A 16,910-nucleotide genomic window follows, 5' to 3' on the forward strand; every position below is an offset into this window, starting at 1 on the left:
GATCATGCCTCGGCGATCGGCTCCGGGGCGTGCAGCGACGGGCCCGCGTCCGGCACGACCAGGGGGGTGCCGGTGACCGGGTCGGGCAGCACCCGGGCCCGCAGCCCGAACACGTCGGCCAGCAGCTCCTCGGTGACGACCTCGGACGGCGACCCCGCCGCGACGATCCGTCCGTCCTTCATCGCGACGAGCCGGTCGGCGTAGCGGGCGGCCAGGTTGAGGTCGTGCAGCACCATGACCACGGTGCGCCCGGCCTCGGACTGCAGCCGCCGCACCAGCTCCAGCACGTCGACCTGGTGGGCCAGGTCGAGGAAGGTGGTCGGCTCGTCGAGCAGCAGCAGGTCGGTCTCCTGCGCCAGGGCCATCGAGATCCAGGCCCGCTGGCGCTGGCCGCCGGACAGCTCGTCGACCGGGCGCTCGGCGAGGTCGGACAGGCCCGTCCAGGCCAGCGCCTCGGCGACGGCGCGCTCGTCGTCGGAGGACCACTGCCGGTACCAGGCCTGGTGCGGGTGCCGCCCGCGGGCGACGAGGTCGCCGACGGTCAGGCCCTCGGGCGCCAGCGGCGACTGCGGCAGGATCCCCAGCACCCGCGCGACCTCCTTGGTCGGGGTGCGGTCGATCCGCTTGCCGTCGAGCAGCACCTGACCGGTCCGGGCGGGCAGCAGCCGCCCCAGCGCGCGCAGCACGGTGGACTTGCCGCAGCCGTTCGGGCCGATCACGGTGGTGACCGCGCCGGGCAGCACCTCCAGGTCGAGCCCGTCGACGATGGTGCGGTCGCCGTAGCCGAGGGTGACCTGCTCGGCCGACAACCGGACCACTCCGGGACGGACGGGGTCGCCCGCCGTCGTCGTCCGGGAGGCGGTGGCCTCCGCGACGCTGATGTCCTCGACGGTGCTCATCGACGGGCCTCCTGGCGGGTGCGGGCGAGCAGGTACAGCAGGAACGGGGCGCCGAGCACCGCGGTCACGATGCCGACCGGGAGCTCGACGGACCCCAGTGCGGTGCGGGCGATCAGGTCGGACAGCACGGTCAGCGCCGCGCCCAGCACGAGCGAGACCCCGATCGGCGGGGTCCCGACCCGGCAGAGCCGGCGCGCGATCTGCGGGGTGACCAGTGCGATGAAGGCGATCGGGCCCGCGGCCGCGGTCGCGACCGAGGCGAGCCCGACGGAGACGAGCAGCAGCGCGGTGCGGGCGCCGTTCACCCGCACGCCGAGGCCGCGGGCGGTGTCGTCGTCGAAGCGCAGGGCGCCGAGCAGGTGCACCAGGGCCAGCGCCGCGGGCACGAGAACCAGCATGGAGATCGACAGCGGGACGACCTCGTTCCAGCTGCGCGCGTTCAGGCTGCCGTTGAGCCAGACCTGCGCCTGCGCGGCCTGGTAGATCTGCGCGACGGTCAGCAGCCACTGCACCGCCGCGACGAGCACGGCCTGGATGCCGATGCCGATCAGGACCAGCCGGAAGCCCTGGATGCCCTTGCGCCAGGCCAGGACGTAGACCAGGACCGAGGCCACGAGCCCGCCGATCAGCGCGGCGAGCGGGATGCCGAGCGAGGCGAACGCGCCACCGACGCCGGCCGCGCCACCCCCGAGCACGATGACGAACACCGCCGCGGCGCTGGCGCCCCACTGGACGCCGATGATGTCCGGGCTCGCGAGGGGGTTGCGGGCGACCGACTGCAGGATCGCGCCGGAGACGGCCAGCGCGCCGCCGACCAGGGCGCCGACCAGGGTGCGCGGCAGCCGCAGCTCCAGCACGACGAGCTGCTGGCCCGCGTCGCCGCCGCCGAACAGCGTGGCCAGCACGTCGGTGATCGCGATCGGGTAGTCGCCGCGGCCCATGTTGACCGCGGCCGCGAGCAGCAGCGCGACGGCGCAGGCGAGCAGCACCACCGCGGTGCGGATGCGCAGCACGCCGGAGAAGCGGCCCGCGCGGACGGCGCGGCGGCCGGGGACGGCCACCGTGCCCGGCGTGGGGCCGGGTTCGGTCACGGTGCTCACACGGCCCCCAGCTTGCGACGGCGCACGAGGGCGATGAAGAAGGGCCCGCCGATCAGCGCGACCACGATGCCGACCTGCAGCTCCCCGGGGCGGGCCACCACCCGTCCGACGACGTCGGCGAGCAGCAGCAGCACCGCCCCCGCGAGCCCGGAGGCGGGCAGCAGCCAGCGGTGGTCGGGCCCGGTGAACACCCGCACGACGTGCGGCACGATCAGCCCGAGGAACACGATCGGCCCGCAGGCGGCGGTGGCCGCCCCCGCGAGCAGCGTGATCGCGACGACGCCGACGACCCGGGTCCGGCGGACCGAGTGCCCCAGCGAGGTGGCGACGTCGTCGCCGAGGGAGAGCGCGTTGAGGGCGGGCGCGCTGGCCAGCGCCAGCGCCGTGCCCGCGAGGATGAACCACATGACCTGGCCGCCGACCGCGGCGTCGCGCCCGGCGAGCGAGCCGACCACCCAGAACCGGTAGGCGTCGAGGCTGGTCTCGTCGAGCAGCACCACCGAGGACGTGCCCGCCTGCAGCAGGAAGCTGACCGCCGCGCCGGCCAGGGCCAGCGACACCGGGGTGGCACCGCCGGGTGCCCGGGTGCCGATCACGAACACCACGACGCTGGCGACCAGCGCGCCGGCGAAGGCGAACCAGACGTAGCCGAACAGCGTGCTGACACCGAAGACGTAGATGCCGATGACGACGAAGAACGCCGCGCCCGCGTTGACGCCCAGCAGGCCGGGGTCGCCGAGCGGGTTGCGGGTGAAGCCCTGCACGAGCGCGCCGGCCAGGCCGAGCGCGATCCCGACCAGCACCCCGAGCAGGGTGCGCGGGATCCGCAGGGACCGGATGACCACATCGTTCTCGCTGCCGGTCGGGGCGACCAGCGCGGAGAACACCTCGTTCACCGGGATGACCTTGGTCCCGATCGCGATGCTGGCGAGTACCGCGAGCAGCAGTGCCGCGGTCAGGGCGGCGAGGCCGAGCAGCCGCCTGCGCCGCAGCGACCGCCGTGGGGGCGCCGGTTGTTCCACCGACGGTGGTCGGACGCGGATCGCGTTCACCTTGCTCGTGGCCCCCTGCTCGACCGGATGCCCCACCCGTCCGGTGCGGCTCCGCTCACCATAAGTGAGGCTGCCCTACGACAGAACACCCCCGTGCGTCACGTCGCCCGCACGGCGGGATGCTCGTGAGGTGCCCACCGAGCCCTCCGCGTCCGGTCCCCCGCCCGTCCGGCCGCGGGTCACCGCGGTCATGGTCAGCTCCGCCGACGGGGCCGTGACGGCGGGCGGAGCGGGGTCCGGCGGCCTGTCCACCCCGGCCGACCGGGACCTGTTCCGCGCCCTGCGACGGTCGGCCGACTGCGTCCTCGTCGGGGCGGGCACCGCGCGGGACGAGGACTACCGGGGCGTCCGGCCGCGTCGTCCCGGTCCGGACGGGCGGCCGCCCGGGCCGCCCCCGCCGGTCGTCGTCGTGAGCGGGTCGGCCGGGCTGGACCCGGGTGCGCGGCTGTTCACCGACACCGTCACGGCGCCGGTCGTGCTGACCACGGCCGCCGCCCCCGCGGACCGGCGCGCCGCGCTGGGCGCCGCGGGTGCCGAGGTCGTGGTGCTCGACGACCTCTCCCCCGCCGCGCTGCTCGCCGCGCTCGCCCGCCGCGGCCACGCCTCCGTGCTGTGCGAGGGCGGGCCGACCCTGCTCGGCGCGCTGGTCGGGGCCGACGTCGTCGACGAGCTGCGCCTCACCCTGGTCCCGGTGCTGGTCGGGGGCCCGGAGGGGCGGATCGCGACCGGGCCGCGGCCCCTGCCCGTGCCGCGCGCACTGCGCCTGGCCGGCCACGAGGCGGCCGCCGACGGGACCCTGCTGCTGCACTACGTCCGCACCACCTCCGGGATCCCGGCTGGTCCGAACGAGTGAACCACCGTGAGGGAGGGCCGCGGACGGGCATCCCACGGGGGACAACACACGCACCGCGGCGGGCCCCCACCCGGGGCCGGCCCGTGAGAGGAGCACCGATGACCTCCGGCACCCCGACCACCACCCCCGCCACGACCCCGGCCGCGGCACCCGCGGGACGCCTCGCCGAGGGCACCGGCCACGGCCGCACCACCATCGCCGCGTCCGTCGTCCAGAAGATCGCCGGCATCGCCGCGCGCGAGGTCTCCGGCGTGTACTCCATGGGCTCCGGCGCGTCGCGCGCCTTCGGTGCGCTGCGCGAGCGCATCCCGGGCGGCGGCACCAGCGGCGCCTCCACCGTCGCGGGCGTGGCCGTCGAGGTCGGCGAGAAGCAGGCCGCGGTCGACCTGGACGTCGTCGTCGAGTACGGCGTCGCCATCGCCGACCTGGCCTCCGCGGTCCGCCGCAACGTCGTCGGCGCCGTCGAGCGGATGACCGGGCTGGAGGTCATCGAGGTCAACATCTCGGTGAACGACATCCACCTGGCCGGCGAGGACGACAACCGCGACGAGGTCCCGGTGGCTCCGGCCCCGACCGGCCGCGTCGTGGAGTGACGGTGCCCGAGCCGACCCCGCGGGACGCCCGGTCCCCCGCCGCCGTCGTCACCGGTCCGCCCGGTGCGGCGGAGGTCGCCGCGCAGCGGCGCCGGGAACCGGCACCGGCCGCGCTGGCCGAGCTGGTCGCCGAGGCCGTCGTCGCGCACCCGTCGGTGGTGCGGCTCGACGGCGGCGCCTTCGGGACCGTCGCGACCTGGCTGTCCGGGCGGCGGCTGGTCGGCGTGCTCGTCGGCCGTACCGACGAACCGGTCGAGATCGGGGTGGTGCTGCGTCTGGACCGGCCGATCCCGGCTACCGTCGCGGCGCTGCGGGCATCCCTCGCGCCGTTGGTCGACGGGGTCCCCGTCGACGTGACGGTCGCGGACGTGGAGGTCCCCTGAGGTGGAGGTGGGTACGGGATGGACGAGCCGGATCCCGGCGGGCACGGGGGCCTGACCCCCGCGCAGCGGTCGGCCTACCGCTCGTTCGTCCGTACCCACCACCCCGACCGCGGCGGTGACCCGGAGGTCTTCCGCGCCGGGCTGGCCCGCTTCCGCGCGCTCGCGGCCGACCCGCACGCCGGCCGGACGCCCGACGCGGACGACCGCCGCTACGACGCACCGATCGAGATCGTGCCCGACCTGCCGCTGCCGACCCGGGTCCTGGTGGCCCTGATCCGCACCATCCGACGTCGCACGCACCCCCGGGTCGACCGGCCCGGCCGGCACGCCCACCGCTCCACCCGTCCCGGAGAGGACATTCCATGAACGCCACCCAGACCGGCCTGCTCGCAGGCCTCCTGCTGGGAGTCGCCGGTGCCACCGGCGGCTTCTTCGCCTTCGTCATCACCCTGGTGCTCGGCATCATCGGCCTGGTCGTCGGCCGGCTCCTCGACGGCGAGCTGGACCTGTCCGGCCTCGGCCGGGGCCGCGACCGGTGAGCACCCTCCCCGACCCCGCCGAGCGCGGTGTCCTGGAGATCGACCCGGCGGTGCTGCGCAAGATCGTCGAGTACGCCGCGGACACCGCCTCGGCCACCCGGCACCGCGCCCGTCGGGTCGCCGGGCTCGACGTCGGCGAGTCCGGGCCGACCGCCCGGGTGACCCGGCGGCCCGGCCCGGCACGGGGCACGGTCGGGGCCGCCGTCGGCGCCGCGACCGGCGACGCCGGTGAGGTCGACGTCCGGCTGCGGCTCACCCTGGCCCACCCCGGGTCGGTGCGGGCCGCCGTCGCCGACGTCCGGGAGCGGATCGACGCCGACCTGCGTCGCACCACCGGGCACCGGCTGCGCGGCCTGACCGTCGAGGTCGAGGCCCTCCAGCCGGAGGACGCCCGGCCGCGCCCGGACGCCCCGCGCGTGCAGTAGAACCGTCGGATCCTGAACGAGTCGGAAGAGGGAGGCCGGGCCCCGTGCGTGTCCTGCTCCGCGTTCTCGCGCCGCTGCTGAGCCTGGTGGTGGCCGCGATCGGCGCGCTCGTCGTCATCGAGGTGGTGGCCGCCTGGGTCGGCCGGGTCTCCGGCGCCGGGCTGCTCGTCCCCTGGCGGGACTGGCGCACCACCGTCCAGAACACCCTGTGGACCGCCCAGCCGGTGCTCTGGATCGCCGTGGGGGTGATCGTCGTCGGGGCCGTGCTGCTGCTCGTCGGGCTGCTCGCCCGCCGCCACGACGTCGCCCTCGACGCGCCCTCGCCCGGGCTCACCGTCGCCACCGCGCCGCGGGTGCTGGCCCGGCTGGTCGGCACCCGGGTCCGGGCCGCGGACCCGGTGACCGCGGCGTCGGTGACCGCGTCGGCCCGGTCGGTCGTGGTGAACGCCCGCGGCCGCGGCGACACCGACGCGCTGCGCGAGGCCGCCCGCGGTGCCGCCTCCGGCGTCCTCGACGCGCTGCCCCTCGCGCGGCGCCCGCGCCTGACCGTGCGCGCCACCCCGGAGCAGCCGGGCTCGAAGGGAGTGCAGTGATGACCGACGCCGTGACCTCGACGGGGAGCACCTCCGGCCCGAACCCGCGCCGCGCCGCCCGGACCGCGCGACGCGCCCAGTACCGCTCCGCGGGCGGCGCCCGTGGCGGGCTCGTGCTGCTCGGCGTGGTGCTGCTCGCCGCCGGCGTGCTCACCGTGCTGCTGGTGACCGGGGTCTTCGGGCGGAACCGCCCGCAGCGCCCGCTGCTGGACCCGGAGGTCGAGCAGTTCCTGCTGGCCAACGGCACCGCCGCCCGCCTGGTCGCGATCCTGGCCGGTCTGGTGCTGGTGCTGCTCGGGCTCTGGTGGACCGCGCGGTCGCTGCGCCCGGAGACCCGGCCGGACCTGGTCCTGGACGGCGGCCCGGACACCGAGATCCGGATCGGCGCCTCCGCCGCGGCCGACGCCGTCGCCGACGGGGCCGCCACGCTGCCCGGCGTGACCCGGGCCCGCGCCCGGATGGTCGGCAGCACCTCCGCGCCCGCGGTACGCGCCACCGTGTGGGTCGGCGAGGACGTCGCCGACGGGGAGGTCACCGAGATCTGCCGCCGCCTCGACGCCGAGATCCTGCCCGGGATCCGCGACGCGCTGGGGATGGCGGACCTGCCCGTCGCGGTGCGCCTGGAGCTGGACGCGGCCCACCGCGACGACCGCCCGCGGGTCTCCTGACCCACCGGCCGGGTCCGTGACCCGGCTCACAGGGGCCGGGCCGGTCGGCGACCGTACGGTCGTCGGCATGAGCGCAGTGCTGGACGGCAGGACGGCCCTCGTCACCGGGGCGGGCAGCGGGATCGGGGCCGCCGTGGCCCGCAGGCTCGTCGCCGACGGGGCGAAGGTGTACGCGGTGGACCTCACCGAGGACCGGGTGGCCCCGCTGGCCGCGGAGAGCGACCTGGTCACGCCGCTGGGCTGCGACCTGTCCGACCTCGACGCCGTGGAGCAGCTGCCCACCGACGTCGACATCCTGGTCAACAACGCCGGCCGCCAGCACGTCTCGCGGCTGGAGGAGTTCGACCCGGAGATGTTCTCGAACATCCTGCGCCTGATGCTGGAGTCGCCGTTCCGGCTGATCCGCCGGTCGCTGCCGCACATGTACGCCCGTGGCTGGGGGCGGGTCGTGAACATCTCCTCCGCGCACGGCCTGCGGGCCTCGCCGTTCAAGTCCGCCTACGTGTCGGCCAAGCACGGCCTCGAGGGCCTGTCGAAGGTCACCGCGCTGGAGGGCGCCGAGCACGGCGTGACCAGCAACTGCATCAACCCCGCCTACGTGCGCACGCCGCTGGTCGAGGCCCAGATCGCCGACCAGGCCCGCACGCACGGGATCTCCGAGGACGAGGTCGTCACCAAGATCATGCTCACCCCGGTGGCGGTGAAGCGGCTGATCGAGCCCGCCGAGACCGCGGAGCTGGCCGCGCTGCTGTGGGGGCCGGCGTCGGCGTCGATCACCGGCACGTCGCTGTCCCAGGACGGCGGCTGGACCGCCCGGTAGGGGGTGGGGCCGCTCACCGCGGCCACACCCCGGTACGGGCATGATCGGTGCTCGTGCGGCGGTGGAGTGTGCTCGGGGTCCTGCTGCTCGCCGTACTGCTGCTCGCCGGGTGTGCGGTCGGGCCGTCGCAGCGGCCGCCGGTGGCGGTGCGGGGCGAACAGCTGCCCGCCGCTCCCCCGACGTCGGCCACGGGCCCGCCCGCCGACCCGGACCTGCTGCCCGACTCCGACCCGGTCCGCACCACCGGGTTCACCGACTGCACCGCCGACACGGCCGCGGCGCTGACCACGGCGGGCACCCCGCTGCCCGCCGGGCGCGTGCTGTCCGTCGGCTGCGCCCGGCTCACCGTGCCCGCCGACCGGGACCGTCCCGAGCTTGGCCCGGCCCGGCTCGGCCTGACCCGGGTCACCACACCCGGCGCGCCGGACGGGCGACCGGCGCTGGTCGTGCTCGGAGACACCGGCACCGACGGGTCCGCGCGGGCCGCGGTGAGCCTCGCCGCCCGGCTGCCCGCCGCCGTCCTCGACCGCTACCAGGTGATCGGCATGGACCGCCGCGGCACCGGGGAGGACCTGCTCGACTGCGCCCCGGTCGACGCCCGCGCCGCCCTGCTCGACGCCGGACCGGACCGCCGCGACGAGGCCGCCATGACGGCACTGCTGGAGCGCGCCCGCGAGGTCGTGCAGGACTGCAACCTGCTGCTGTCGGGCACGGTGACCAGCTACCGCGCCGCGAGCGGCGCCGACGACCTGGAGTCGCTGCGGTCCGTGCTGGGCGCGGCCCGGCTGGACCTGCTCGCCGTCGGCGACGGCGCCGACGCCGCGGCCGCCTGGATCGGCGCCCACCCGGGCTCCGCCGGGCGGGTCGTGCTCGACGGGCCCGGTGACCCCACCCTCGACGAGCCGGCCCGGACCGAGGCCACCACCGCGGCCGCGGAGAAGGCCTTCGACGCCTTCGCCGGGGCCTGCACCGCCTCGCCGACCTGCCCGCTGGGCCCCGACCCGCGCGGCTACGTCGACGAGCTCGTGTTCCGCCTGTCCCGCACCGCCCTGCCCGTCGGCGACGGCGACGCGGTCACCGCGGGCGCGACGCTGCGCGCGGTCCGGTCGGTCATGTCCCAGCCCGCGCGCTGGCCGGAGCTCCAGTACGCGCTGGTCGCGGCCGGCGACGGCGACCCGGCGGGCCTGGTCCGCATCCTCGCCCCGCTCGGGGGTCCGCAGGGCCGCTTCGACGCCACGCTGGCCACCCGCTGCAACGACAGTCGGGTGCGGGTCACCCCCGGTGAGGCCGCGGACCTGGCCGGGCAGTGGGCGCAGCGCTTCCCGCTGTTCGGTGTCGCGGCGGCGCAGGAGCTCGTGGCCTGCGGGCCGTGGCCGTCGGGCGGGCCGGTCACCCCGGCGGCGCCGCGGGGCGCTCCCCCGCCCCCGGTCGTCGTGATCGGGACCGCGCAGGACCCGCGGTCGCCGCAGAGCGGTGCCGAGCGGACCGCCCAGCAGCTCGCGACGGGGCGGCTGGTGCGCTGGCAGGGCAGCGGGACCGGGGCCTATCCGCGCACCCCGTGCGTCACCGACGTCGTCGACCGGGCGCTGCTGACCGGCCGGGCACCCTCCCAGCCCGTGGTCTGCCCGCCGTAACCGCGTGCTCCGGGCGGCTCACCCTGGGTAGGGCCGGACCATGGTCGGGATGCGACGAAACCGACGCAGAAGGTCACGATTGCGTCTCCGCCGTTTTCCGGTGCGGTTGCGGGAACACCGTTGTCGCCCATCCCCACCTGCGACAACGGGCGTACGAAACGTTTCCGGAATGGCTACGCCATCGTCGCGGAACGGTACGTTCGACTTACCGGGGCCACCGTTCTGCGGCTAGGCTCCGTCCGGCGAGCGGGAGACCGCAGGTCGTGCCCACCGCACCGGCGGGCGCACGCAAACTCCCGGTCACGTCGTTCGGGTGGGTGTAACGCCGAACGGACCCGACGACGAGTGGTGCGGAAGGACCGTGCTCCTGCCCCGAGCGGCGGGCACGGACCCCGGGCGGAAGGAGCACGGTGGATTTCTTCACCTATGTCGGCACCCAGCTGAACCAGTTGGTGTTCTACGGCCAGCAGCATTTCCTGCTGGTCGCGATCTCGGTCGGAATCGCGGTCGTGATCTCGTTGGTGGCGGGCACCCTGCTGCACACCAATCGTCTGACGCCCGAGTCGTGGAGCCGCCCCGTCCGGGCGGGCTCCCGTGAGGCGCTGCTGATCGTGTTCTCCGCCGCGCTGACGATCCCGTCGCTGGCGCTGTTCGGTCTGCTGCAGCCGATCCTGGGGCTCGGCATCACGCCGTCGCTGACGGCGCTGACGATCTACGCGATCTACCCGGTGCTGCGCAACGTCGTCGCCGGGCTCTCCTCGGTGGACGACGCCGTCCTCGAGTCCGCCCGCGGGATGGGGATGGGCTCGGTCCGGCGGATGTTCACCATCCAGCTGCCGCTGGCCTGGCCGGTGATCCTCTCCGGCATCCGGGTCGCCGTCCTGATCATCATCGGTATCGCGGTCGTCGCCGGCGCCATCAACGGCCCGGGCTTCGGCTCCTCGCTCTTCCTCGGCCTGCAACGGCTGGGATCGGTCAACTCGTTCAACCAGGTTCTGGCGGCCACGCTCGGCTGCCTCGTCGTGGCTGCGGTCTACGAGGTCGTCTTCTGGATCGTGCAGCGCTTCACCACCCCGAGGGGGATCCGTGTCTGATTCCGGCAAGCCGATGATCGCTCTCGAAGGCATCAGCAAGACCTATCCGAAGACCACCACCCCGGCCGTGCAGGAGCTCGACCTGCACGTGCCCGAGGGCACCATCTCGATGTTCATCGGGCCGTCCGGCTGCGGCAAGACGACCACGCTGAAGATGATGAACCGGCTCATCGAGCCCACCACCGGCCGCATCCTGCTCGACGGCGACGACGTCACCGACGTCAACGCCGACGAGCTGCGCCGCCGCATCGGCTACGTCATCCAGCAGGTCGGCCTGTTCCCGCACTTCACGATCGGCGACAACATCGCCGTCGTCCCGCGGATCCTCGGCTGGGACCGCAACCGGATCACCGCCCGGGTCGACGAGCTGCTCCACCTGGTCGGGCTCGAGCCGAAGATGTACCGCGACCGCTACCCCCGCCAGCTCTCCGGCGGCCAGCAGCAGCGCGTCGGCGTCGCCCGCGGGCTCGCCGCGGACCCGTCGGTGATGCTGATGGACGAGCCGTTCGGCGCCATCGACCCGATCACCCGCGAGCGCATCCAGGACGAGTTCCTGGAGCTGCAGCAGCAGATCGCCAAGACCATCTGCTTCGTCACCCACGACCTCACCGAGGCGGTCAAGCTCGGCGACCGGATCGCGGTGTTCGGGCCCGGCGGCACGCTGCAGCAGTACGACACGCCCGACATGATCCTGACCCACCCGGCCAACGAGTTCGTCGCCGAGTTCGTCGGCGCCGGCGCCGCGGTGCGACGGCTGTCGCTGCTGGAGCTGTCCCGCCTGGAGCTGCAGTCGGTCGACCTCGACGGCACCGCCGCCCGCAACGGCTCCCCCACCTACGAGGCTGACGCCGAGGGCCGCCCGGTGCGCTGGGCGTACCTGCCGGGCACCGCCGACCTGCCGAAGCTGGTGACAGTGCCGCGCACCGGCACCGTCTACGACGCCGTCGACGTCATGCTCGACTCCCAGACCGAGCTGGTCGGTGTGGTCGACGAGCAGGAGAAGCTGCAGGGCGCGCTCTGGTGGCGCGACCTGGTCGAGGGCCTCAAGACCAAGGCCGGTTCGTGAGCGCCCCCGCCGCCGAGGAGACCGGCGCGGCCGCGCCGTCCGGGTCGCCCTCGGCCGAGCCGGTCGTCCGCAGGACGCGGCGGCTGGACCGGTCACTCATCGTCAACCCGATCATCGCCGTCGCCGGCGTGGTGCTGGTGGTCCTCTACGCCGCCTCGCAGGGCCTCGACGACGTCGAGGCCTCGGTGATCAACGCGGGGTCGCTCGGGCAGCGGCTCGGCGAGCACCTGGTGCTGACCGGGCTGTCCACCCTCGTCGTGATCATCGTGGCGATCCCGGCCGGCATCGCGATCAGCCGCCCGTCCGCGCGTCGCATCCAGCGCCCGATCCTGGCCTTCACCGGGTTCATGCAGGCACTGCCCGCGTTCGGTGTGATCGTGCTGCTCGCGTTCTCCCCGCTCGGGCTCGGCCTGCCGACGGCCGTCGTCGCGCTCGCCCTGGCCGCGCTGCTGCCGGTGCTCACCAACACCGTCGTCGGGCTCCAGCAGGTCGACAAGGCGCTGATCGAGGCCTCCCGCGGCATCGGGATGTCGGCACGGCAGACGCTGCTGCGCGTCGAGCTGCCGCTGGCGACGCCGGTCATGGTCGCCGGTGTCCGCGTCGCGCTCGTGCTGAACGTCGGCACCGCGGCCCTGGCCACCTACGTCGGCGCCGGCGGTCTCGGCGAGCCGATCAAGGGGATGCTCGAGCTCGGCCGCCCCACCGGCACCCTCGTCGCGGCGACCATCGTCGCCGCGCTGGCCCTGATCGTGGACTGGCTCGCCGGTCTCGCCGAGTACGCCGTCCGCCGCAACGCAGGCTGACGCGGCCCCCGCTCGCCCCCGAATCCCCGCAGTACCGCATTCCCTGGAGGACACGTGAAGTTCGGACGATCCCGGCGTCTCGCCCTGACGGCGATGGCCGCCGCGGCGGCGCTCGCCCTGGCGGGCTGTGGCGGCCTGAGCGGCAGCGGCCCCTCGGCCTCCGGCGGCTCCCTGGCCCAGGCCGGCAACCTGAGCGGACAGAACTACGTCGTCGGCGGCAAGAACTTCGACGAGCAGCTGGTGCTCTGCCAGATCACCGTCGCCGCGCTCGAGTCGGCCGGCGGCAACGTCACCGACCGCTGCAACACCGGTGGCACCGACGTCACCCGCCAGGCGCTGCTGGCCGGGGACATCAACATCTACTGGGAGTACACCGGTACCGCCTGGGCGTCCTTCTTCAAGGAGACCCGCCGGATCACCGACGACAACGAGCTCTACAACCTCGTCGCCCAGCGCGACCTGGAGCAGAACAAGATCCAGTGGCTGGACAAGGCCAACTTCAACAACACCTACGCCTTCGCCATGACCGAGGCGAAGTCGCAGGAGCTCGGCATCACGACGCTGTCGCAGATGGCGGACTACATCAAGGCGGGCAAGGCGCCGGCCGGCTCGGTGTGCGTGGAGACCGAGTACAACTCGCGCGACGACGGCCTGCGCGGCCTGGAGAAGACCTACGGCTTCACCGCCCAGAACCCGCAGGTGCTCGCCACCGGCGTGATCTACCAGGCGACCGCCGACAACAAGTGCCTGTTCGGCGAGGTCTTCACCACCGACGGCCGCATCCCCGGCCTGAAGCTCAAGGTGCTCGACGACGACAAGAAGTACCACGTCACCTACAACGCGGCGCCGACCATGCGGGCCGACGTCTACAACGCCAACCCCGCCGTCCGGCAGGTGCTGGCGCCGATCGCCCAGGCCCTGGACTACAACACCATCCTCGACCTGAACGGCAAGGTGTCCTCCTTCGGCCAGAACGAGCGCGACGTCGCCCGTGAGTGGCTGACCCAGAAGGGCTTCATCGGCTGAGGTGTCCCCGTACGCCCACCGCGGCCCCGCCCCCTGCTCCACCGGGTGCGGGGTCGCGGTGTGTGCCGGGTCGATCACCGTGTGCGCGTGGGCGTTGCGCCGACGGACGGATCGTGGTCGGCTGGCCGGACCACCCCCATCCCAGCGAACCAGGACGATCCCGTGAGCCCCTCCCCCGGCCGCAGGCTGCGGACGCTGGTCCCGGCCCTGCTCGCCGTCGCGCTGCTGGCGGGCGGCTGCACCGGGCTGGCCGGAGGCGGGCCGCGGGCCTCCGCCGGGTCGCTGGCCCCGCGCGTCGACCTGTCCGGGCTGACCTACGTCGTCGGGTCGAAGAACTTCGACGAGCAGCAGATCCTCTGCCAGATCTCGATCGCGGCGCTGGAGTCCGCCGGGGCGTCGGTGACCGACCGGTGCAATGTCGGGGGCTCCGACGTGACCCGGCAGGCGCTGCTGTCCGGGGACATCTCCACCTACTGGGAGTACACAGGCACGGCGTGGGCGTCGTACCTGCGCGAGACCCGCACCCTCCCCGACGACCAGGTCCTCGCCGAGCTGCGCACCCGCGACCGCGCGCAGAACGGCGTGGTGTGGCTGGACCGCGCCGGGTTCGACAACACGTACTCCTTCGTCGTCGACGGGGCGACGGCGGCGCGGCTGAACCTGAACACGCTCAGCGACATGGCCGCCTACGTCCGCTCCGGACAGCCCGGCGACGTCTGCGTCGAGACCGAGTACGCCTCCCGCGCCGACGGCCTCGCCGGGCTCCAGCGCGCCTACGGCTTCGAGCTCCCCCGCGACCGCCGTGAGACCCTCGAACAGGGTCTGATCTTCCAGTCCACCGCCGACGGCGTCTGCCTGTTCGGCGAGGTCGCCGCCACCGACGGCCGCATCCCGGCACTGGGCCTGAAGGTCCTCACCGACGACCGCGGCTACCACATCACCTACAGCGCGGTCCCGGTCTTCCGGGCCGACGTGTTCGACCGCGCCCCGCAGGTCGCCGACCTGTTCACCCCGATCACCGCGGCCCTGGACCAGCAGACCATGCAGCAGCTCAACGGCCGGGTCTCCGCGGGCGGGCAGAGCCCCCGTGACGTCGCGCGGGCCTGGCTGGCCGAGCGCGGGTTCATCGGGAGCTGAGCCGTGGCGCGCCGGCAGGTCGACGAGGTCCGCGACGGCGTGGAGCTCACCAGCCTCGACGCCGAGTCCTTCGACGGCGCCGGCGTCACCAAGCGGGCCCTGCTCGACCACCTCGACGCCGTCGCCGCACTGCTGCTGCCCGCGCTGGCCGACCGGCCCCTGTCGGTGGTGCGGGCCCGCCCCGGCCAGGCGCCGTTCATGCAGAAGAACCTCCCGCGCGGGGCGCCCGACTGGATCCCGACCGTGGACGTGTGGGCGGACTCGTCGCAGCGCACCGTGCACTACCCGCTCTGCCACGACCGCCGCACGCTGCTGTGGTTCGGCAACCAGCGCGCCGTCGAGTTCCACCCGACCCTCGTGCCGCACGGCGCGACGACCACCGGCGAGCTCGTCGTCGACCTCGACCCACCCGACGGCGCCGGCTTCGACCGGGTCGTCGCCGCCGCGCACCCGGTCCGGGCGGCGCTGGCCGAGCTGGGCCTCGCCGCCGCGGTGAAGACCAGCGGCGCGACCGGCCTGCACCTGGTGGTCCCGCTGTCGGAGCCGCTCCCGATCGACGACGCGTTCGCCGCGACCCGCGCGGTGTGCGCCCGCGCCGCGGCGCTGGCCCCCGACGTGGCGACGACCGCGTTCATCCGGGACGACCGCGGCGGCCGGGTCTTCCTCGACCCGACGCGCGTGGGCGGGGCCACCCTCGCCGCGCCCTACAGCCCGCGGGCCCGCCCCGGCCTCCCGGTGTCGTTCCCCCTCACCTGGGACGAGCTGGACCGGGTCACGCCCGCCGACTTCACGGTGGGCACGGTGTCCGGGCTGGTCACGGGCCGTCCGACGTGGGCGGAGCTGCGGCCCGGGCCGGCCCCGCTGCCGGAGGTCCTGCTCACCGAGGGCCGGGCGATCCCGGTGCCGCGGGTCGCGGCCATGCACGAGGGAAAGCGCCGCAAGCGCGCCCGCGAACGCGGTGAGTGATCACCCGTTGTGGAGGATCCGGCCCGCCTCGCGGACGCTGCGCTCCACAACCGGTGATCACTCGTCGACGTCGCCGCGGGCGCGCCGGTAGATCCAGCGGTCGGCGTCGGCGTGCGGGCCGATCAGGACGTAGCCCCTCGGGTCCCCGCCGGGGTCGGACAGCTCGATCGTCCGCGGCGGACGGCCGGTGGCGTCGGGGTCGATGCGCACCTGCTCGCCTGCGTAGGGGCCGTCGTCGAGGACCGCGTACATGGCAGACGATTGTGCCACCCCGGGCGCCCCGCCCGGCCCCGTCGGACGAGGGGGCCGGGCGGGGCGTGGGTTCAGCAGTTGCCGTAGGAGTTGGTGGTGCCCGCGCGGGTCACCACCCCGGTGGCGGTGTCGGCGACGACGACCGGGATCCCCAGTGGACCGTTGCCGTTGCGGTAGACGTCGCGCAGCTTGGTCGACGGGACGACCCCGGCGCCGTCGGCCCGCGCGACACCCGCCCGGATCGTGCCGTACCCGGGGACCCCGACGCTCCAGAACCACTGCTCGGCGCCGGGGGTGGCCCGCCCGTTGCCGTACATGTAGCAGGACAGCTGGTCACGGCTGTTGGTGATCGACACCCGCCCGTACGGGACGCCGGCCGGGTCCGCGAGGTTGAGCACGCCGTTGCCGTTCTCGCTCCGCACCCGGTCCCGGGCCGCGCCGGAGAACGACACGCAGACGTGGTCGGACGGCTGGGCCTCCCGCCACACGAAGCCCGGCTTGCAGGTGTCCGGGCCGTACGGTCCGGACCCGGCGCGGTTCGCGGGGCCCGCCGCCGTCTCGGCGCGGGCGGTGGTGCGCGAGGCGACGCTCACGCAGACCGGGTCGCTCGGCCCGATCTCCCGCCACACGAAGCCGCTCTTGCAGGTGTACGGGCCGTAGGGCAGCGCGGCGGGAACCGGACCGGCCGGGGCGGGCGCCGTCGGCGGGGCGGCGAGCGCGGTACCGGCACCGCCGGCGAGCAGCGCGGCACCGAGCGCCGCGGCCACGCCGAGGCGACGGACGGCACCGAGTGCCGCCCGGGGCCGTCGGGTTCCGGCCGGCCGGCCGGTGGTCGTCGTCGGTGTCGTCGTCGGTGTCGTCATGGGTGTCCCCTCACCCCGGGCGCTCCGCCGGCGGTGTCGCCGTGTCCCGGTGCCGTCCGATCCTGGGCACCGGCGGCGCCCGCGGAATCGGTGCGGCGCCGTATCCCGTCGCTGCCGCAGCGGTTCGACCGCACGTACCGCAGA

General features: G+C 74.9%; 21 protein-coding genes. 16 read left to right on the plus strand and 5 right to left on the minus strand.

All coding sequences use genetic code 11. The features are described from left to right. Positions 1-2: 2 nt before the first annotated feature. Genes DMP17_RS15410 through DMP17_RS15420 form a run of 3 tightly spaced genes read right to left on the minus strand, consistent with a single transcriptional unit; the run spans position 3 to position 3,042 of the window. Positions 3-899: an ABC transporter ATP-binding protein gene (locus DMP17_RS15410; RefSeq protein ID WP_226356336.1), complete on the minus strand. Its 897-nt coding sequence runs from the start codon at positions 897-899 to the stop codon at positions 3-5. Beyond that, entirely contained in the window at positions 896-1,999 is a 1,104-nt protein-coding gene (locus DMP17_RS15415) for a FecCD family ABC transporter permease (RefSeq protein WP_226356335.1), read from the minus strand. The genes DMP17_RS15410 and DMP17_RS15415 overlap by 4 nt, the downstream gene beginning before the upstream one ends. Next, entirely contained in the window at positions 1,996-3,042 is a 1,047-nt protein-coding gene (locus DMP17_RS15420) for a FecCD family ABC transporter permease (protein ID WP_226356712.1), read from the minus strand. Before DMP17_RS15420 ends, DMP17_RS15415 begins: the two co-directional genes overlap by 4 nt. 139 nt (positions 3,043-3,181) lie before the next feature. Here DMP17_RS15420 and DMP17_RS15425 point away from each other — a divergent pair, with 139 nt between their 5' ends. The 16 genes from DMP17_RS15425 (at position 3,182) to ligD (ending at position 15,651) form a co-directional block, all read left to right on the plus strand. After that, positions 3,182-3,904, plus strand: a complete 723-nt coding sequence (locus tag DMP17_RS15425) for a dihydrofolate reductase family protein (protein ID WP_337829884.1) — start codon at positions 3,182-3,184, stop codon at positions 3,902-3,904. A 98-nt stretch (positions 3,905-4,002) separates the two neighbouring features. Beyond that, positions 4,003-4,497: an Asp23/Gls24 family envelope stress response protein gene (locus DMP17_RS15430; protein ID WP_226356333.1), complete on the plus strand. Its 495-nt coding sequence runs from the start codon at positions 4,003-4,005 to the stop codon at positions 4,495-4,497. 2 nt (positions 4,498-4,499) lie between these two features. Continuing rightward, positions 4,500-4,880, plus strand: a complete 381-nt coding sequence (locus DMP17_RS15435; RefSeq protein ID WP_226356332.1) for a hypothetical protein — start codon at positions 4,500-4,502, stop codon at positions 4,878-4,880. An 18-nt stretch (positions 4,881-4,898) separates the two neighbouring features. Next, entirely contained in the window at positions 4,899-5,246 is a 348-nt protein-coding gene (locus DMP17_RS15440; protein ID WP_226356331.1) for a hypothetical protein, read from the plus strand. Further along, on the plus strand, positions 5,243-5,419 hold the full coding sequence (locus DMP17_RS15445) for a hypothetical protein (RefSeq protein ID WP_168172228.1): 177 nt from the start codon (positions 5,243-5,245) through the stop codon (positions 5,417-5,419). Before DMP17_RS15440 ends, DMP17_RS15445 begins: the two co-directional genes overlap by 4 nt. After that, positions 5,416-5,844, plus strand: coding sequence for a hypothetical protein (locus tag DMP17_RS15450; protein WP_337829885.1), 429 nt, complete (start codon positions 5,416-5,418; stop codon positions 5,842-5,844). Before DMP17_RS15445 ends, DMP17_RS15450 begins: the two co-directional genes overlap by 4 nt. A 44-nt stretch (positions 5,845-5,888) precedes the next feature. After that, positions 5,889-6,437 carry a DUF6286 domain-containing protein gene (locus tag DMP17_RS15455; RefSeq protein ID WP_337829886.1) on the plus strand — a complete coding sequence of 183 codons (549 nt, stop codon included), beginning with the start codon at positions 5,889-5,891 and terminating at the stop codon, positions 6,435-6,437. Further along, positions 6,437-7,105, plus strand: a complete 669-nt coding sequence (locus tag DMP17_RS15460) for an alkaline shock response membrane anchor protein AmaP (RefSeq protein WP_226365592.1) — start codon at positions 6,437-6,439, stop codon at positions 7,103-7,105. The genes DMP17_RS15455 and DMP17_RS15460 overlap by 1 nt, the downstream gene beginning before the upstream one ends. Before the next feature lie 67 nt (positions 7,106-7,172). Further along, the gene (locus tag DMP17_RS15465) at positions 7,173-7,925 is read left to right on the plus strand and encodes a 3-hydroxybutyrate dehydrogenase (protein WP_226356328.1); all 753 of its coding nucleotides are present in this window, start codon (positions 7,173-7,175) and stop codon (positions 7,923-7,925) included. Positions 7,926-7,978: 53 nt separating this feature from the next. Next, the gene (locus DMP17_RS15470; protein ID WP_337829887.1) at positions 7,979-9,559 is read left to right on the plus strand and encodes an alpha/beta hydrolase; all 1,581 of its coding nucleotides are present in this window, start codon (positions 7,979-7,981) and stop codon (positions 9,557-9,559) included. A gap of 410 nt (positions 9,560-9,969) precedes the next feature. Continuing rightward, entirely contained in the window at positions 9,970-10,653 is a 684-nt protein-coding gene (locus tag DMP17_RS15475) for an ABC transporter permease (protein ID WP_226356326.1), read from the plus strand. Next, positions 10,646-11,719 (plus strand): ABC transporter ATP-binding protein, encoded by a 1,074-nt coding sequence (locus DMP17_RS15480; RefSeq protein WP_374228627.1) that lies wholly within the window; start codon positions 10,646-10,648, stop codon positions 11,717-11,719. The genes DMP17_RS15475 and DMP17_RS15480 overlap by 8 nt, the downstream gene beginning before the upstream one ends. Next, positions 11,716-12,522, plus strand: a complete 807-nt coding sequence (locus tag DMP17_RS15485) for an ABC transporter permease (protein ID WP_337829888.1) — start codon at positions 11,716-11,718, stop codon at positions 12,520-12,522. Before DMP17_RS15480 ends, DMP17_RS15485 begins: the two co-directional genes overlap by 4 nt. A gap of 54 nt (positions 12,523-12,576) precedes the next feature. After that, complete coding sequence (locus DMP17_RS15490; RefSeq protein ID WP_337829889.1) at positions 12,577-13,548, plus strand: glycine betaine ABC transporter substrate-binding protein; 972 nt, start codon at positions 12,577-12,579, stop codon at positions 13,546-13,548. A gap of 162 nt (positions 13,549-13,710) precedes the next feature. Beyond that, the gene (locus tag DMP17_RS15495) at positions 13,711-14,685 is read left to right on the plus strand and encodes a glycine betaine ABC transporter substrate-binding protein (RefSeq protein ID WP_337829890.1); all 975 of its coding nucleotides are present in this window, start codon (positions 13,711-13,713) and stop codon (positions 14,683-14,685) included. A 3-nt stretch (positions 14,686-14,688) separates the two neighbouring features. Continuing rightward, positions 14,689-15,651: a non-homologous end-joining DNA ligase LigD gene (ligD, locus tag DMP17_RS15500; RefSeq protein ID WP_337829891.1), complete on the plus strand. Its 963-nt coding sequence runs from the start codon at positions 14,689-14,691 to the stop codon at positions 15,649-15,651. Between the two features lie 57 nt (positions 15,652-15,708). Here the strand turns inward: ligD and DMP17_RS15505 are convergent, their stop codons facing one another. Both DMP17_RS15505 and DMP17_RS15510 read right to left on the minus strand, forming a co-directional pair. Further along, positions 15,709-15,903: a hypothetical protein gene (locus tag DMP17_RS15505; protein ID WP_226356320.1), complete on the minus strand. Its 195-nt coding sequence runs from the start codon at positions 15,901-15,903 to the stop codon at positions 15,709-15,711. Between the two features lie 71 nt (positions 15,904-15,974). After that, positions 15,975-16,766 carry a hypothetical protein gene (locus tag DMP17_RS15510; protein WP_337829892.1) on the minus strand — a complete coding sequence of 264 codons (792 nt, stop codon included), beginning with the start codon at positions 16,764-16,766 and terminating at the stop codon, positions 15,975-15,977. Positions 16,767-16,910 lie beyond the last annotated feature (144 nt).

Source organism: Pseudonocardia sp. TMWB2A, assembly GCF_017312135.1.

Excerpts from the sequence above, each read along its gene's own strand:
- DMP17_RS15410 (WP_226356336.1), bottom strand. The coding sequence starts at position 899 with ATGAGCACCGTCGAGGACATCAGCGTCGCGGAGGCCACCGCCTCCCGG.
- DMP17_RS15430 (WP_226356333.1), top strand. The coding sequence starts at position 4,003 with ATGACCTCCGGCACCCCGACCACCACCCCCGCCACGACCCCGGCCGCG.
- DMP17_RS15440 (WP_226356331.1), top strand. The coding sequence starts at position 4,899 with ATGGACGAGCCGGATCCCGGCGGGCACGGGGGCCTGACCCCCGCGCAG.
- DMP17_RS15445 (WP_168172228.1), top strand. The coding sequence starts at position 5,243 with ATGAACGCCACCCAGACCGGCCTGCTCGCAGGCCTCCTGCTGGGAGTC.
- DMP17_RS15460 (WP_226365592.1), top strand. The coding sequence starts at position 6,437 with ATGACCGACGCCGTGACCTCGACGGGGAGCACCTCCGGCCCGAACCCG.
- DMP17_RS15465 (WP_226356328.1), top strand. The coding sequence starts at position 7,173 with ATGAGCGCAGTGCTGGACGGCAGGACGGCCCTCGTCACCGGGGCGGGC.
- DMP17_RS15505 (WP_226356320.1), bottom strand. The coding sequence starts at position 15,903 with ATGTACGCGGTCCTCGACGACGGCCCCTACGCAGGCGAGCAGGTGCGC.
- DMP17_RS15510 (WP_337829892.1), bottom strand. The coding sequence starts at position 16,766 with ATGACGACACCGACGACGACACCGACGACGACCACCGGCCGGCCGGCC.